This window comes from Olleya sp. KKT75, assembly GCF_055635485.1.
On record NZ_CM145759.1, the window covers coordinates 924,235 to 941,123 of the forward strand.

General features: G+C 33.6%; 14 protein-coding genes and 1 tRNA gene. 9 read left to right on the plus strand and 6 right to left on the minus strand.

The genetic code is table 11. The features are described 5' to 3' along the window. Positions 1-604: 604 nt before the first annotated feature. The gene (locus tag ACZ2G2_RS04140) at positions 605-1,174 is read right to left on the minus strand and encodes a DUF3109 family protein (protein ID WP_470394122.1); all 570 of its coding nucleotides are present in this window, start codon (positions 1,172-1,174) and stop codon (positions 605-607) included. 158 nt (positions 1,175-1,332) lie between these two features. Here ACZ2G2_RS04140 and ACZ2G2_RS04145 point away from each other — a divergent pair, with 158 nt between their 5' ends. The 3 genes from ACZ2G2_RS04145 to ACZ2G2_RS04155 are packed head-to-tail and all read left to right on the plus strand — an operon-like array spanning position 1,333 to position 2,752. Continuing rightward, positions 1,333-1,914 (plus strand): MarC family protein, encoded by a 582-nt coding sequence (locus ACZ2G2_RS04145; RefSeq protein WP_090838182.1) that lies wholly within the window; start codon positions 1,333-1,335, stop codon positions 1,912-1,914. A gap of 35 nt (positions 1,915-1,949) precedes the next feature. Continuing rightward, positions 1,950-2,147: a hypothetical protein gene (locus ACZ2G2_RS04150; RefSeq protein ID WP_090838184.1), complete on the plus strand. Its 198-nt coding sequence runs from the start codon at positions 1,950-1,952 to the stop codon at positions 2,145-2,147. After that, positions 2,147-2,752, plus strand: a complete 606-nt coding sequence (locus tag ACZ2G2_RS04155) for an FAD-dependent oxidoreductase (RefSeq protein ID WP_470394124.1) — start codon at positions 2,147-2,149, stop codon at positions 2,750-2,752. The genes ACZ2G2_RS04150 and ACZ2G2_RS04155 overlap by 1 nt, the downstream gene beginning before the upstream one ends. Here the strand turns inward: ACZ2G2_RS04155 and ACZ2G2_RS04160 are convergent. The 3 genes from ACZ2G2_RS04160 to ACZ2G2_RS04170 form a co-directional block, all read right to left on the minus strand. Next, positions 2,749-4,344 (minus strand): S41 family peptidase, encoded by a 1,596-nt coding sequence (locus ACZ2G2_RS04160; RefSeq protein ID WP_470394126.1) that lies wholly within the window; start codon positions 4,342-4,344, stop codon positions 2,749-2,751. The two genes, ACZ2G2_RS04155 and ACZ2G2_RS04160, sit on opposite strands and share 4 nt — an antisense overlap. Beyond that, positions 4,344-4,775 carry a deoxycytidylate deaminase gene (locus tag ACZ2G2_RS04165; protein ID WP_090838190.1) on the minus strand — a complete coding sequence of 144 codons (432 nt, stop codon included), beginning with the start codon at positions 4,773-4,775 and terminating at the stop codon, positions 4,344-4,346. The genes ACZ2G2_RS04160 and ACZ2G2_RS04165 overlap by 1 nt, the downstream gene beginning before the upstream one ends. A 120-nt stretch (positions 4,776-4,895) precedes the next feature. Continuing rightward, on the minus strand, positions 4,896-5,486 hold the full coding sequence (locus ACZ2G2_RS04170) for a HupE/UreJ family protein (protein ID WP_090838342.1): 591 nt from the start codon (positions 5,484-5,486) through the stop codon (positions 4,896-4,898). Between the two features lie 153 nt (positions 5,487-5,639). Between ACZ2G2_RS04170 and ACZ2G2_RS04175 the strand changes: the two genes are divergently transcribed. After that, positions 5,640-6,611 (plus strand): type I phosphomannose isomerase catalytic subunit, encoded by a 972-nt coding sequence (locus ACZ2G2_RS04175; protein WP_090838192.1) that lies wholly within the window; start codon positions 5,640-5,642, stop codon positions 6,609-6,611. An 8-nt stretch (positions 6,612-6,619) separates the two neighbouring features. Continuing rightward, complete coding sequence (locus ACZ2G2_RS04180) at positions 6,620-7,630, plus strand: LacI family DNA-binding transcriptional regulator (protein ID WP_090838344.1); 1,011 nt, start codon at positions 6,620-6,622, stop codon at positions 7,628-7,630. A 53-nt stretch (positions 7,631-7,683) separates the two neighbouring features. On the opposite strand, the gene ACZ2G2_RS04185 is transcribed toward ACZ2G2_RS04180, so the two are convergent. Continuing rightward, positions 7,684-7,763: transfer RNA gene (locus ACZ2G2_RS04185), tRNA-Leu, on the minus strand. 150 nt (positions 7,764-7,913) lie between these two features. Between ACZ2G2_RS04185 and ACZ2G2_RS04190 the strand changes: the two genes are divergently transcribed. From ACZ2G2_RS04190 to pth, 3 genes are all read left to right on the plus strand, one after another. Continuing rightward, a complete protein-coding gene (locus ACZ2G2_RS04190; protein WP_470394128.1) occupies positions 7,914-8,855 on the plus strand; it encodes a ribose-phosphate pyrophosphokinase in 942 nt (313 codons plus the stop codon). Positions 8,856-8,905: 50 nt separating this feature from the next. After that, positions 8,906-9,526 carry a 50S ribosomal protein L25/general stress protein Ctc gene (locus ACZ2G2_RS04195; RefSeq protein ID WP_470394130.1) on the plus strand — a complete coding sequence of 207 codons (621 nt, stop codon included), beginning with the start codon at positions 8,906-8,908 and terminating at the stop codon, positions 9,524-9,526. Between the two features lie 74 nt (positions 9,527-9,600). After that, positions 9,601-10,236 carry an aminoacyl-tRNA hydrolase gene (gene pth, locus ACZ2G2_RS04200; protein ID WP_470394131.1) on the plus strand — a complete coding sequence of 212 codons (636 nt, stop codon included), beginning with the start codon at positions 9,601-9,603 and terminating at the stop codon, positions 10,234-10,236. Positions 10,237-10,290: 54 nt separating this feature from the next. Here the strand turns inward: pth and ACZ2G2_RS04205 are convergent, their stop codons facing one another. Next, positions 10,291-13,629 carry a zinc-dependent metalloprotease gene (locus ACZ2G2_RS04205; protein WP_470394133.1) on the minus strand — a complete coding sequence of 1,113 codons (3,339 nt, stop codon included), beginning with the start codon at positions 13,627-13,629 and terminating at the stop codon, positions 10,291-10,293. Positions 13,630-14,048: 419 nt separating this feature from the next. Between ACZ2G2_RS04205 and ACZ2G2_RS04210 the strand changes: the two genes are divergently transcribed. Then, positions 14,049-16,865 (plus strand): T9SS type A sorting domain-containing protein, encoded by a 2,817-nt coding sequence (locus ACZ2G2_RS04210; protein ID WP_470394134.1) that lies wholly within the window; start codon positions 14,049-14,051, stop codon positions 16,863-16,865. Positions 16,866-16,889 lie beyond the last annotated feature (24 nt).

Here is a 16,889-nt window from a genome sequence, read left to right on the forward strand (position 1 = left end):
GGGTTTTTCTGTGATTTTAAATTGCGATTATCTGCCTTGACTTGGGACTAACAAAGATTGGAAATAATCTATGATTTTAAAAGGTGGTTTGTGCTAAATTTTCTCAAAGTTTTTAACATTGATTGTTGAAATGTGGGGCTACAAGTGGCTGTTACTGATGTTGCGGAATTATTTAGTTTTTAATAAGTTTTTATTCCGAAAATTAAACCGAAAAAAGTCTGAAATAACAAAAAAAATCACTACTTTATAACTCCTTTTCCATGATAATTTTCAGAAATCCGCAATATACTGACGCTTAAATAGAAACAACTTTTTACAGAAAAAACAAGCGATCACAACACTGAAAGTCAACAAAATACATAAAAACAAAATCTATAAAAACGTCGTTTTGACCCTCCTAAAAATATTAAAATGATTGTTTTTTATGAATTTAATCGTAAAATATTTATTGATTAATAGCCTTAACAAACACAATTATTATTTGAGAAAATAATTGACATCAATTAGCGTGTCAGATTTGCTTTACAAAACAGGAATTAGGCATCAAATCGAAGAATAAGCAGCTCTACTTTTTATAAAAAGCAACAAGAATAAACACTACTTTTTATCGAGACATTTTACTTGCCACTTTCTCTAATTCGGTATACCAATCTTCACCAAATTTTCTAACCAAAGCTTCTTTTACAAATTTATAAACTGGCACTTGCAACTCCTTACCTAAAGAACAAGCATCATCACAGATATCCCATTTATCATAATTTACAGCAGAAAACTCTGTATAATCCTTGACTCTAATTGGGTATAAATGACAAGATACTGGTTTTTTCCACTCTACTTCGCCCGCATTATAAGCTTGCTCAATACCACACATTGCGGTTTTTTTATCATCAAAAGTAACATAGGCACATTCGGCTCCATTTACTAAAGGTGTTTCTAGATCGCCAAAACCGGTAACTATGGACGTCCCTTGCGCCTCAATAGATGCAATACCTTCTTTACGCAAATACGGTTTTACCTTAGGATAAATTTCTTTTAAAATCTGCGCTTCTTCTTCGCTCAAAGGTGCTCCCGCATCCCCTTCTACACAACATGCCCCTTTACAAGCAGACAGGTTACACACAAAATCTTTTTCGATTATAGACTCAGACACTATTGTTTTACCTAATTGAAACATAATTACGTCTTAATTGTTTTTTTAGCAAATATAAAATATCTAATTAAAGTATAAGGTGTTTATCTAAAAAGTAAAACTTCTAGTTAGTTTACTATTGTATTTCAATGAATTACCACTATTTTTGCCGAAAATTTCAGGATAATTTAAATTATAAAATCATGCCTATCAATTTTAAAGAAATATTCACGGTCTTTATGGTGCTATTCGCGGTAATCGATATTGTTGGAAACATCCCGATTATCATAGATTTACGTAAAAAAGTTGGCCATATTCAAAGTGAAAAAGCAGCAATTATAGCTGGAGTTATCCTAATTGCATTTCTATTTTTAGGAAAAAGTATCCTAAATCTAATTGGTATTAACGTGAGCTCTTTTGCGGTAGCAGGATCCTTTATTTTATTCTTTATTGCTTTAGAAATGATTTTAGGTATAACCTTATATAAAGAAGAAGACACAAATCCTATAACAGCTTCTGTGTTTCCTTTGGCATTCCCTCTAATTGCAGGACCAGGAAGCTTAACAACCCTATTATCATTACGCGCAGAATACGACATAAAAAACATTATAATAGCGGTTATTTTAAACGTTATTGTTATTTACATTGTATTAAAAACTTCAAGACGTATAGAACGCTTTATTGGACAAAACGGGATAAACATAATTAGAAAAGTATTTGGAGTGATTTTATTAGCCATAGCGGTCAAGTTGTTTACTGATAACATCAAAATACTATTAGCTTAATCCGTAATTATTGTATTTTTGTAAAAATTTTTTCAATGAAACTATTTACCTATATCACAACTATTTTAGCTATTGCGTTAATAATTTACAACGCTGGCAAACTTGATTTTTCTGCTTTATTTCAAGGCGAAAGTATTGTTGCTATGATTACCATTTTAGCTTCGCTTTGCGCTATTGCTTTAGTACAAATTTTACGTGTTTCTAAAAAAATAGAAGCAAAAACCAAAGGCTAATGCAATTTGACACTATAATAATAGGTGGCGGTGCTGCAGGCTTATCTTGTGCCTTAGTTTTAGGCTCTGGTTTAAACAAACCCTTTGCGGAAGGCAAAACAGTTGCTATTGTTATGCATCAAAAAACATCGCATCTACAAAATGCTTTATTCAATAATGTTTTAGGTTTACAACCTGGTAGTTTAGGTAAAGACATACTTGAGGAAGGTGCGCAACAATTAGCCACTTTATACCCACAAGTAGTACAAATCGATAAAGAAAAAGTAGAACAAATAACTGAATCCGAACATGGTTTTAGCATTATAACCAACAAAACAACTTACACCGCAAAACGTGTTGTAATTGCAGTTGGCTACACCAATCTACTAAACATTAAAGGTTTAGAAAACTACATTAAACAACATCCAAAAGCCGCTATTGAAAAAGATAGAATCTGGTTAGAGAACACAGACCACCTAATCAAAGACAATTTATATGTTGCTGGCACATTGGCGGGTTGGAGAAGTCAGTTTGCTATCGCTTCAGGAAGCGGTGCACATGTTGCTACGGATATTTTAACGTTATGGAATAATGGAAAGCACACTAAAGTGCATGATAAAGCCTAGTTACTAGACGTTTGATTTAAATCAATGACTTTATCTATCATAATATCATGCTTGTTTAAAATTTTAAAGTAAGCACCAAAACCAAATAACTGTTCTGCTAAAGTAGCTTTTAAGTAGTGTTTAACCTCTTCTTTATAAGCAACAAAAACAATATTTGATCGTGTTTTTAGTTTTAAATAATCCTCTAAAGCATGCACCATAGTATCACTAATTGTAAAATTCTCAAAAAAATCTGATTTAGAAATAGCTGCATAGGTAGCTCTATCTTTATCCAACTGTTCAAAAATAAAATTATTTAAATACCCTCTTTTCTCTAAAAACGTAAGGGTTTCGTTTTGCATACTAGTATCGTAAGGCACAAATACATCTGGTATTATACCACCACCTCCATATACAATGTTTCCTTTAGGTGTTTTAAATTTTAATGAGTCTGCTACCTCTATTTTCTTTTCATCTAAAAGCTCCCCTCTATTTAAACGATCTGCAAAATCATCGTAATAATCTCTGTTCCCGTTTTCATAAGAACGTTGGATTGACCGACCTGTTGGTGTATAATACTTTGAAACCGTTAAACGGACCGCACTACCATCACCTAATTTCATTTCGCGTTGCACTAAACCTTTACCATAAGATCGTCTTCCAACAATAGTCCCTTTATCGTTATCTTGTAAAGCACCAGCAATAATCTCGGATGCAGAAGCAGAGTTCTCGTCAATCATAACATAAACATGACCCTCCTCAAACTCACCTCTACTTGTTGCGTAACTCCTATCTTCTTTTCCTTTTTTATTTCTAGTATAGACTACAAGTTTGTCATCTTCCAAAAACTCGTCTACAATATTTACTGCAATCTCTAAGAAACCACCTGGGTTTCCTCTTAAATCTAAAGCTAAACCAGTAGCACCTTGCTTCTTTAAATTTTTTAATGCTTTACTAAACTCTTTATAAGTACTTTCTGCAAAACGGTTTATTTTTATATAACCTAATGTTTCCGTTAACATGTAAGCAGCATCAACACTTTTAATAGACACCTCATCCCTTGTGACGTCAAACGACAATAGGCCTGGCGTTCCTTTTCTAAAGACCTCTAATATTAAATTAGAATACCGCTCCCCTTTTAACTTATCTACTAGCGTGTCATTATCATAACCACCACCTAAAAGCGACTCTCCATTAGCAGACACAATCCTATCACCACCAACAATTCCCGCTTTAGCACTAGGACCATTCTCAATCGTTTTAATGACTGTAATTGTATCTTTAAAGGTGTAGAAGTTTATACCAATACCAACAAAATTACCTTTCATGTTTTCAGCAACTTTCTGCATGTCTTCTTTAGGAATATAAACAGAATGCGGATCTAAGTTATTTAGAATACCATTTACCGTAACATCTACGATGCTATCCGTATTAACATCTTCTACATACTCATAGTCTATATAATCAATAAGCCTATTAAGCTTATCCTTTTTACTATTAGCAGTAAATAACTTATCTGATGTATCTCCAAAATTTAGTTTTCCGCCAATAAAAATACCTGCCGCAATTGCAACACCTATTATTAAAGGAAAATATATTTTGGCTTCAGACATTATTCTTCTAATTGTTCTATTAATTGCAAATCGATACCAGCCTTTTCTAAAAATTTAAGCCCAGAATCGTCTTTATATCCTTGATTGTAAACCACACGAATAATTCCTGCTTGGTGTATTAACTTACTACACTCTTTACAAGGCGACATGGTTATATATAACGTCGCCCCTTTACAAGATTGGGTAGAAGATGCTACTTTTAAAATAGCATTAGCTTCCGCATGTAAAACATACCATTTTGTATAACCTTCGTCATCTTCACAATAGTTTTCAAAACCACTTGGCGTACCATTATAACCATCTGAAATTATCATTCGGTCTTTAACTATTAAGGCTCCTACTTGCTTACGTTTACATGAAGATAATTTTCCCCATTCTGTAGCAATTCTAAGATAAGCTTTATCGTATTTAAGTTGTTTTTGTTTTGACATAATTTGGTAATATACAAATGAAAACGCGCACAAAGACGTGTTTGAATACTAACGAAGATACTCGCTTCATATTTCAATTACAATTCTAAACAATAAGTTTTATGAAAACTTTAATGAAAACTAGTCTAGCATAGGGCTATTTAAAAGCATCGGGATAACAAGACCAATAACTATTGCAGATATAACCATTACCCAATCACGTTTAGAAAATCTAAATACGGTTTGAAAAATGTATCCCAAAAACAGAATTACAAACACAATAATAATTTGAGCAATTTCAATACCTAAAGCAAACTCAAAAAGCCTTAATAACTTACTGTCTCCTTTATCTAAACTCATCCTAAACTCTCTAGCAAATCCAAATCCATGGACCAATCCAAAAAACAGAGTAGAAACAAATAACAGACCCATTTTTTGACTTTTGGACTGTTTTCCTGCTGTAAACACATTATATATAGCCACAATCATGATGGTAACAGGTATTAAAAACTCTATTAAATTACCATCAATTTTAACCATTCCATAACTAGCCAACACTAACGAAATAGTATGACCAACAGTAAACATAGTAACCAGCCAAAGCACTCGTTTCCAATCTCTAAACAAATACGGAACAGCTAAAACTATTAAAAATAAAACGTGATCATAAGCATTAATATCTAGCACGTGATTAATACCGTATTGTACGTGTAGCCAAAAGTCTTGGAGCATAAACATTGAGTTTTAGGGTTGCTGTAAAGATACATAAAAACAAAAATGCTTTCCAAATTCTGTGATTATAACACCATAAAAAAAAGGATTTGCTAAAAAACTATAAAATATACTGATAGTTTGGTAAATTTGACCCAGACTATTACGCAATCAATGACATTATACCCACTAAAATTTAAACCGCTTTACAAATATAAAATTTGGGGTGGCAACAAACTGAGAACAGAATTAGGCAAAAGCTTTACCGAAGAAAACATTGGTGAATCTTGGGAAATCTCTGATGTTAAAAATGACGAAAACGAAGTTTTAGAGGGCGAATTAAAAGGTTTTACATTAAAACAATTAATAAAAAAATATAAAGGCGCCTTTTTAGGCACATCAGTTTACAATACTTTTGGCAACGACTTTCCATTACTAATTAAGTTTATTGACGCAAAAACACCGCTTTCTATTCAAGTACACCCAAGTAACGAAATAGCAATAGAACGCCATAATTCGTTTGGAAAAAATGAAATGTGGTATGTCATGCAAGCTGAAAAAGAAGCAGAATTAATTGTTGGCTTTAAAGAACAAATTACTTTAAATCAATTTGAATCAAGCCTAGAAAACAACACACTCTTAAATGTAATGCATAACGAAGTTGTAAAAAAAGGAGACGCTTTTTACATTCCAACTGGTTACGTACACGCTATTGGAGCAGGTGTATTATTGGCAGAAATACAGCAAACATCAGATATAACCTACCGTATTTATGATTACGACAGAATAGAAGAAGCTACTGGCTTAAAAAGAGAGCTTCATACAGAGCTAGCAAAACATGTTATTGATTTTGAAGTACACGAAAACTATAAAACAACCTATAGCAAAGCACCTAACAAATCTAACACGTTAATACATTCGCCTTACTTTAAAACTAATTTTATACAAGTAGAAGGTGATTTACAAAAAGATTATTCAACTTTAGATTCTTTTGTAATATACATCTGTGTAGACGGAAGCACGACATTACAGTGGAATAATAATGTATTTAGTCTAAAAAGAGGCGAAACCATATTACTTCCCGCTGCTATTGAAAACATTTTATTATCTTCCGACTATTGCCAATTGTTAGAAGTTTATTTATAATACAAGCTATGAAAAAAATTACTTTAAAAGATATCGCTATTCATTTTAGTGTTTCAATTTCTACCGTTTCTAAAGCACTAAACGACAGTCCTGAAATAAGCAAAGCTACATCTGAAGAAATTAAAGCTTACGCCAAAGAAATAAACTACACACCAAATTTTAACGCGTTAAGTTTAAAAAACCAACGCACAAAAACTATTGGGATAATTATCCCAAACATGCTTAACTATTACTTTGCACAAGTATTAAAAGGAATAGAAAAAGTAGCTACGCAAAAAGGATATAAAATAATAACCTGTATATCTAACGAGTCTCTTCAAAAAGAAATTGAAACAATACAGATGTTGTCTACAGGTGTAGTAGATGGATTTATTTTATCTGTTGCTGAAGAAACAGAAGCTCAAAAAGAGTATCAACATTTTAATTCTTGCATCGAAAAAGAAATTCCGTTAGTCATGTTTGACCGTGTTGTAGAAGACATTAATTGTGACAAAGTTATAACTAACGATTTTATGGCTTCTGTAAATGCTGTAAACTATTTTAAAAACAAAGGCAGTAAAAAAATAGCTTTTGCTGGCGCAAACATGGATTTAAGTGTTGGGAAATTGCGTCATGAAGGGTATTTAGCCGGATTAAAGAACAACAATATAGAAGAAGACAAAGACATTATAATTACCACTCATGAGATGTATTACAGAAATCATGATGCAGTTGTAAGACCATTGTTTGATCATACATTTGATGCCTTAATAGCCTCAAACGAATCTGTTGCGATTGCAGCTATGAAAATAGCTCAAGAAAAAGGAATAAAAATACCAGAAGACCTTTCCATCTTAGCCTTTTCAAACGGTATTTTAGCAAGACACTCCAATCCAAGACTTACTACTATTAGTCAGCACGGTGAAATTATAGGAGAAAAAGCAGCTACCCTTTTAATTAACAAACTTCAAAACAATATCACCACAACTAGTATTGAAACTGTCGAAACAGATATAGTTATTAGAGATTCTTCAAAATAAACAGTTCTAAAAATAAAAAACCTTCAACTTATAAAGCTGAAGGTTTTACTTAGTACTCAAGGCGGGAATCGAACCCGCACTCCGAAGAATCGGATTTTGAATCCGACGCGTCTACCAATTCCGCCACTTGAGCAATCTGAATTTGATTTGGCAAAAATAAATATATTTTAGACAAATCCTTTAAAAATAGCGTCTAATATCTTTTAAAGCTGAAAAATTATAGTAAATTTGCACCTTATTAAAAATCACGCAGGCTAAAAACCTACACAACAACAGATTAACAATGCCGAATACAAAGCCCGAAGCTAAAATATTTTCAATTACGCAAAGTAAAGCTTTAGCAGAGAAAATTGCAGCTGCTTACGGAACTGATTTAGGTAAAGTAATTACCTCTACTTATAGCGATGGTGAATTTCAACCATCTTACGAAGAATCTATTAGAGGAACACGTATTTTTATTATAGGATCAACAAATCCTAGTTCTGAAAATTTGATGGAAATGTTGTTAATGATTGATGCTGCAAAACGTGCGTCAGCAAGACACATCACTGCAGTATTACCTTATTTTGGTTGGGCTAGACAAGACCGTAAAGACAAACCTAGAGTACCAATTGCTGCTAAATTAGTAGCTAAAATGTTGGAAACAGCTGGTGCAACTAGAATTGTAACAATGGATTTACATGCTGATCAAATACAAGGTTTTTTCGAGAAACCAGTAGACCATTTATTTGCTTCAACAATTTTCTTACCCTATTTAAAAGAGTTAAATCTTGACAACTTAACCATTGCTTCTCCAGATATGGGAGGATCAAAACGTGCTTATGCTTATTCAAAAGCGCTACAAAGTGATGTTGTAATATGCTATAAGCAACGTGCTAAAGCTAATGTTATTTCTCACATGGAGTTAATTGGAGATGTAACAGGAAAAAACGTAGTATTAGTTGATGACATGGTAGATACAGCCGGAACATTAACAAAAGCTGCCGATTTAATGATGGAACGTGGTGCCCTAAGTGTTAGAGCAATCTGTACACATCCAATTTTATCAGGAGATGCATACAAACGCATAGAAAATTCAAAATTAGAAGAACTGATAGTAACAGACTCTATACCACTTAGACAAGAAAGTAAAAAAATAAAAGTATTAAGTTGTGCAGATTTATTTGCTGAAGTAATGCAAAATGTACATTACAATAAGTCTATTAGCTCTAAGTTTTTAATGTAAAAACGAGCTAAAAAAAAAGAATACAAATAATTAAATATAAATAAACACAAATGAAATCAATTACAATCAACGGATCCAAAAGAGAAAGCGTGGGCAAGAAAGTAACAAAAGCCTTACGTAATGCTGGTCAGGTTCCTTGCGTATTATACGGAGGAGACAACCAAGTGCATTTCTCTGCACCAGAATTAGCGTTCTCAAAACTTGTATACACACCAAATGCGCATACAGTTGTTCTTGAATTAGAAAGTGGCGAAAAATTTGACGCTATCTTACAAGATATCCAATTTCACCCTGTAACAGATAGAATCTTACACGTAGATTTCTACCAAACATTTGCAGACAAAGAAGTAACAATGGATATTCCACTTAACTACATTGGAAACCCTCGTGGAGTTAGAAATGGTGGTGTTTTACGTAAAAACAAACGTAGTTTAAGAGTTAAGGCGGTACCAGGAAATTTACCTGATTTTATCGATGCAAACATCGAAGATCTTAAAATTGGTAATAAACTTTATATTACTTCTTTAGTAAATGAAGATTATACTTTCATGCACCCAGATAACACTGTTGTATGTTTAGTAAGACGTTCTAGAGCTGCTATTACAGTAGACGAAGATGATGATGAAGGAGAAGCAGAAGGAGCAGATGCACCAGAAGCGACTCAAGAATAACATCTTTAGTTAAATATTTAAAAAAAGCATTCTGTTAATTCAGGATGCTTTTTTATTTTTACAAAAAAAGTATCATGTTTGATTGGATTATTACACGCTTTAAAACGAAAAAAGTATCAAACACCATTGAAGAACAAGATCCTATGAAAAAATTCTTAATTGTTGGCCTAGGAAATATTGGTGCTAAGTACGAAAATACGCGTCACAATATTGGTTTTAAGGTCTTAGATTTTTTAGCTGAAAAAGAAAGCATAACCTTTGAAACTCAAAAACTAGGTGATGTTGCTACTTTTAGATTTAAAGGACGTACGTTTATACTCCTTAAGCCCAGTACATACATGAATTTAAGCGGGAAATCAATCCTATACTGGCTCACTAAAGAAAAGATTCCTTTAGAAAACTTATTAGTCATTACCGACGATTTAAATCTACCTTTTGGAAGTTTAAGAATAAAGACCAAAGGAAGTGACGGTGGACATAATGGACTAAAAGACACACAAGAAAAATTAAACACTAGTAAATACAATAGGTTTAGATTCGGAATTAGTGATGCTTTTAGCACCGGAAGACAAGTTGATTATGTTTTAGGCGAATGGGAGGATGAAGAAAACAAAAAACTACCAGAACGCTTAGAAAAATCAGCAGAGGTTGTAAAATCATTTGGAACAGCAGGAATAAATAATACCATGAATACATATAATGGTAAATAAAAAAAAGGAAGCTAAATAGCTTCCTTTTTTTATTATTTAATAATTGTATTACTACTACTTAACAATAACTTTTTTAGTTTGTTTATTAACCCCATCACTAACTTGTAGCATGTACATTCCTGATTGTACATTTTCTAAGTTAACTGTTTCGTTAAAAGCAGGAGAACTTTGGTATGTTTTATAAAATACACTTCTTCCTCTAATATCATAAACTGCTAAAACAACATTTTTAGATGAAACGGTATTTAACTTAACATTAAACGACCCATTATTTGGGTTAGGATATACTGTAAAATCTGAGATTGAAGTATTAAAATCTGATGCTGATAACGTACGCATTACACAAACTTCTAAATCAAAACTATTGAATGTACCTCCATCTGCACTAGCATCATCAACTACAGTTAAAATCCAGTCTCCAGCCGACATCTCACTATATAAAGTAGATAAATCTCCTTCCGGAACAAAACTACCCGTAAACGGAGCAGCCCCTGTTGTAATTAACCCTCCTGTTGCTTCTTGATCAAAAATAGTACCTGTATAGTTATCTCCACTACCTCCGTTATCCGAAGTTAGCTCTACTACTGTACCGTTTGGACTAGTTAAAGTTATATCTAAATCAGCAGACCACGTATGTGTAATATCAATGGTTACATTAACATCTGTAATTGGGAAATCTTCAGGTATATTGACAGTAGAAACAACCGTATTTCCTGCTCCACTTGCAGAGATATTTTGTGCTACACTATCCGTATATATTCCACAAGTCAAATTAGCAGTTTTAAAAGTAAATACCGCTGATGGATTGGAAGAAGCACACTGATTAGAACTAGTTACTCTCCAAAAATAATCAGTATTTACATCTAACATTGACGCTGTATACATATTAGTTTGTATTGTTGCAGACTCTACAATAGTTCCGAAACTTGCATCTGTTGCTATTTCAACTAAATAATCTACTGCATTAGGATCTAAATCCCAAGACAATTCTACATCAGAAGCAACATCTATAGCTCCATCTAAAGGTGATGCCAAAACAACACTTGCTAAAGTACCATTATACACATTAAGCGTTAATGGCACTGATTTAGTAATCGTACCAGATACAGCTTCTAGAGAAAAAGGATAAGAACCAATAAGTAATGATCCTGTCCCAGATACCGTTACAGTACCTGTTGTTCCATCAGCAGTAGCAGATGTAGGACTAACAACTGCAGATGCTCCTGCAGGCAAACCTAATACTGAAAAATTAGTAGTACCAGTAAAACCTAAAAACGTATTGTATGTAAAGTTATAAACTGCATTTGCTGGTTCACAAACATCCATTTCTGGATTTGTTACACTAACAACAAACTCAGTCTCTTGAATTGTAAAATTAGTTGAGTTAACAGCATAAAATATATTATTATTCCCTTCTACTATTACTCTTGCCATAGAAGTCACTGCTCCAATTGGCACAACAACATCATGTGATCCATCATTAGGCACATTGGATGCAATAGTCAAAGGAAATGTTAATCCACCATCCGTAGATAATAAAATATTAACTGTAGGCGTATTTACAGCACCTCCATCTGTTCCCGAAACATCCCAATTTACTATTTGAGTCGAACCTGCATCCCAAGTAACATTTGTAGTTTGAGAAGTGACAGCAAAAGGTCCAGAGGCAGCATCGACTGTTACTAACATTTCATCAAAATCTGTTTGAGGCATTTGGCCAACGCCACCACCTTCAGATCGATCCCTTACTGTTAATGCAAAATTTAAGTTTCTTCCTACGGTTGAAACAGTTTCCCAAGAAGTATTATCTACTGTTTCTACTGGATTAGACTCGGTCAACTGTCCATCTAAAACCCTGCTTAAAATTGGCATATATCTATTAGGAGATGTACTTGGCGGTCTTGACCTCCAAACTGCTCCTGTTGTTTTTGTAGGCGCAAAATTTGTAAACGACGTTACCCCGTCATCTGTTTGCTCCCAAGTATACGTTAAAGTATCAGCAGCATCAGCATCTGTAGCCGCTCCTTTTAAAATAAAAGCTGTACCCATTGGGATCGTATAATCTGCACCAGCATCTGCAACTGGAGGATTATTAGTAATAGCAGTAGTTACTGCACAATTATTAGGAGCAGTCGTTACATTATCCAAAATTTGAGTAATACTATAATAGTGAAAATAAGGGTCACTATGATCCTGCACATCATTACCTCCAGTAATACCTGCATACCCCATAATAGTTGTTCCACTACCTGGTTCTGCATTTACTCCTGTTCCTTCAGAACTATTTGACCATGTATGATTTGCTCCCATTTGGTGACCAATTTCATGCGGTACATAATCAATATCAAAAAAATCAGCCATAAATGGGCCTCCATCATTATCCGTAAATTGGTGAGCTGAAAAACCACTCCCCTTACCACTCTGACAAACACAACCTATACATCCCGCATTACCATTATTTGCTGCAAAAGTCAAAAGGTGACCTATATCATAATCAGTTTCTCCTACGGTTGCTGTTAAATTAGATTGTAAATCTGAGTTTAAACTACCTCCATAAGGGTCTGGAACTGCTGTAGAATAAATTAAATCCAACGCAGGGTCATCCGCAGTATCAACTAAAACAAATGTAATAGCCATGTCAACTTCAAAAACTTCATTATTTCTATCTAAAGTAGAAATCATTTGGGCCAATGCATCTGCTCTAGCATCTCCATTTGCTGCATTTCCATCATCCCAAAAAGAAGTATACTCCTGAGTTACTGACATTGCCATTCTAAAAGTCCTTAATAATTGGTCATTAGCATCGCGAGACACCTCGCTGCTAATAATTCTTTTAGAAATATCGACATCCTCTGTTAAACACTCAAATGTTTCAGAAGAATTTAATTGAGCCGTTCTATTATAAATAATATACTGCCCATTAGACACTTTAGTAATAGGCTGAATGTAAACCGTTTCTTTACCTGGCTCTGAAATCATTCCTTTCAATCCCAAAGGTGTTACACTAAATCTTACTCTAGTTCCTGAATTATCTGTTCTTGAACCTAGATATGTTTTGATACTAGGATGCTGTGCAAGATTATCATTGGAAGAGAAAATTTGAGTTTCTACAACTCTAAATTCCTGCTTTTGTCCATTAATACTTGGAAAACTAACTATAGTATTAGATTTTCCATGAGATGCTCTTCTTAATGGCGCTCCTAATAATTGTTGTTTAAAATTTTGAATATTAAATTGAAAAATTTCAGAGTTATCCTTGTCTAAATTTTTTAGAGAAATACCAGTGGCATTCTCATTAAATGTTGTTTTTGACCATATTCCATCTTGAGCTAAAACAATATTAGCAAAGAGCAAAAAAGTTAGTAAAAAAACATAATGTATTTTTGTTTTCATAAGTGAGAGATTTTTGAATACTCAAATCTAAAGAAACTATTGTTTAATTGACTAAAATTTAACAATTAGAGTGGTATATGTTTAATGAAATTGTGTTTTTTTCCTACAATAACAAGGTTTTCGAAATGATATTTGTCATGTTTTATTTAACTCGTCACTAATAATTTCAAATTTATCTTTTTAAACAAAAAAAATACCAATCTAAAAATTAGATTAGCTTTAATTAATAGCTGACACAATATTCCTATTTTCCGAAAAAAAACTAAACATTCCTTTTAGCCACTCAATAATAAACTTCTTAGGTAATAAAAAAACTACAAAATTGTTAAAATAATAGAATATCACACAATCCTTGTTAATTTTAACAGCCTGATTCTAAAAATTTATATAAATTTATCCCTTATAAAACATATTCAACAATGAAAAAAATTACATTCATTATTTTATCCATATTTTTCACATGTAGCTTAGCAGCTCAAAGCTCAAAAAAAGCTTCGAAAGAAAACTCTTTTGAGATAACCCCACAAACGTTAAAAACAATAAACGAAACCGGGTTTGCGCGATGTTTAACTGATGAGTATGAAAATGCACTTAAAAAGCAAAACCCCAATCGTTTAACAACTACAGATTTTGAAGCATGGTTAGCTCCAAAAATAGCGCAAATAAAAGCTGATAGATTAGCTGGTAGATCGACACAAGCTGTTTACAACATTCCTGTTGTGATTCACGTTGTGCACAATGGAGACGACGTAAACACTCCTGGAAATATTGTAGGAGAAAACATTTCTGATGCTCAAGCTTTGTCACAAATTCAAGTTTTAAATGAAGATTTTGGACGCCTAGTTGGCACTCCGGGAGGAGCAAACTCAACAGGGTTAGCTGTAGATGTACAATTAAATTTTTGTATTGCAGAAATAGATCCTATAGGAGCACCCACTACTGGAGTTGTAAGACATAATATATCCCCTTACAGCAATGATGTTGTTGATGGTGCAGGTGGCGCTGATTGGGAAAACAATGCAGATGTTCAAAACATGAAAACGACCACTCAATGGGATCCAACTAAATATTTAAATATGTGGACTATCAGACCTGGTGGACTACCAATATCTCAAGGTGGATTATCGGGTTTACTTGGCTACGCACAATTCCCAGACAACACACCTAATCTTGATGGTTTATTTGGTTCGGCTGGTAACGCTAACACTGATGGTGTCGTTGCCGGTTTTGATGTTATGGGTACAATCGCGGAAAACGATGGTTCGTTTACATTAAACAATAATTATAATTTAGGAAGAACAATGACTCACGAGGTAGGACATTGGGTAGGATTAAGACATATTTGGGGAGATGGACCTGACAGCGGAAGTTGTGGAGTTGACGACTTTTGTGATGATACCCCTAATGCATCTGAACCGAATTATACCTGTAACTTAAATACAGATACGTGTCCTATATCACCCGGACTAGATCAAGTTCAAAATTATATGGATTACACAAATGATGCTTGTATGGATACTTTTACTCAAGATCAAAAAGATAGAATACAAGCTATTATGGCATCAGCACCTAGACGTGTAGAGCTAAATTCATCCACAGTTTGTAATGTTGAACCAACTATTTCAGTAAATACAGTATTACCTACTTCAATCTTAGAAGGTAGTGACTGTGAATTTACGGATATATCAATTGCTTATAAAATTGCTATTCCTGCTTCTGCAACTGCTACAGCTGTTTTAGTAAATAATGGTACAGCGGTTGAAAACGAAGACTTTATTTTCATTAACAACTCAGTAACATTTCCTGCAGGAAGTGTATTCCCTAGTAACTTTGTTACATTACGAATTTTCAACGATAGTTTTGTTGAACTAGATGAAACTATTGAGCTTTCTGTAAATGTTACAACAACAGGAGATGCTGCTGCCACAACAGAAAGTTACATTACATCAATAACAAATGACGATGTACAAGTAGAGACTACAGCTACAGTTACATATTATAGTGACAACTTTGATGATGAAGATATATCTGATTGGACAATAACGGATGCTGATAATGATGGCAATAATTTTGGTGACCAATTTACTATTAACTCAGTTTCCAACCCCTCTTTAATATCTAGATCATGGATAAACAATGTTGCATTAACTCCTGACAATTGGGCTGTAACACCTGCAATTGATTTATCTCAAGCTACAGGACAAATTACTGCAAGCTGGACAACCCAAGTTGCTGCTGAAGATTGGGATGAAGAAAAGTATAGTATATATGTTGGTAATACAAACAATATTTCGACACTAGTAACTTCTACGACTTCATTCACTGAAACATTGGGTGATGCAGGAAATACGGGATCTGTAATATCCCACACTTTAGACATTTCCGCTTTTGCAGGACAAAGTAATGTACACATTGCATTTAGACACTGGGACACTATAGATAAGGACTTTTTATCTATTGATAATCTAACAATAACTGGTGCAGTTACTACCAACATTCAAACGGAAGTAAATACAACTTCAGCAGACCAAATTAATCTTACTGGAATTGGACAATCTTACGCAACAGATGCTACTACAAATAACATCATGTTAGATATTGATAACACAGGTGGTGATGACTATGGTTGTACTACAGTGGCTGTATCAAGAGATGCTACAACTGCAGGAGCTGCAGCAGTAGGTTATAACGGTGCTACTGACGCTACAGGATTTGTAACTGCTAAAACGTTTGACGTTACAGCAACAAATGCAGTAACTGGAACAGCAACTATAAGCTTCTATTTTACAGAAGCAGAACTTGCTAACTGGGAAACTATGACTGGACAAGACAGAGCATCAATAAGTGCTAAAAATGATACTACAAGTGAAGTACAACCAGTAACTATCACTGCTTTTGGATCAGATTCTAAATTAACTGCAACATTTACAAGTGGATTAACCGGAACGTATTACTTTGGTCTTTCATCTACTTTATCTGTCGGAGATTTTGAATTAGCAAGTACTATTTCAATCTATCCTAACCCTACAGTTTCTGCCTTAACAATTAAGGTAAATAACAGTGATTTACCTACTGCTTACCAGGTATACAACATGTTAGGACAGTTAATTACTAAAAGTCAAATTAACAATGCTCAAGACTTAACTATCGATACTACTCCGTTTAGTAATGGAATGTACTTTATTAAAATATCTAAAGCAGGTAACGCTATTACATTGCCTTTTATTAAAAAATAAAAACTAATTTTAAATAACTTAAAA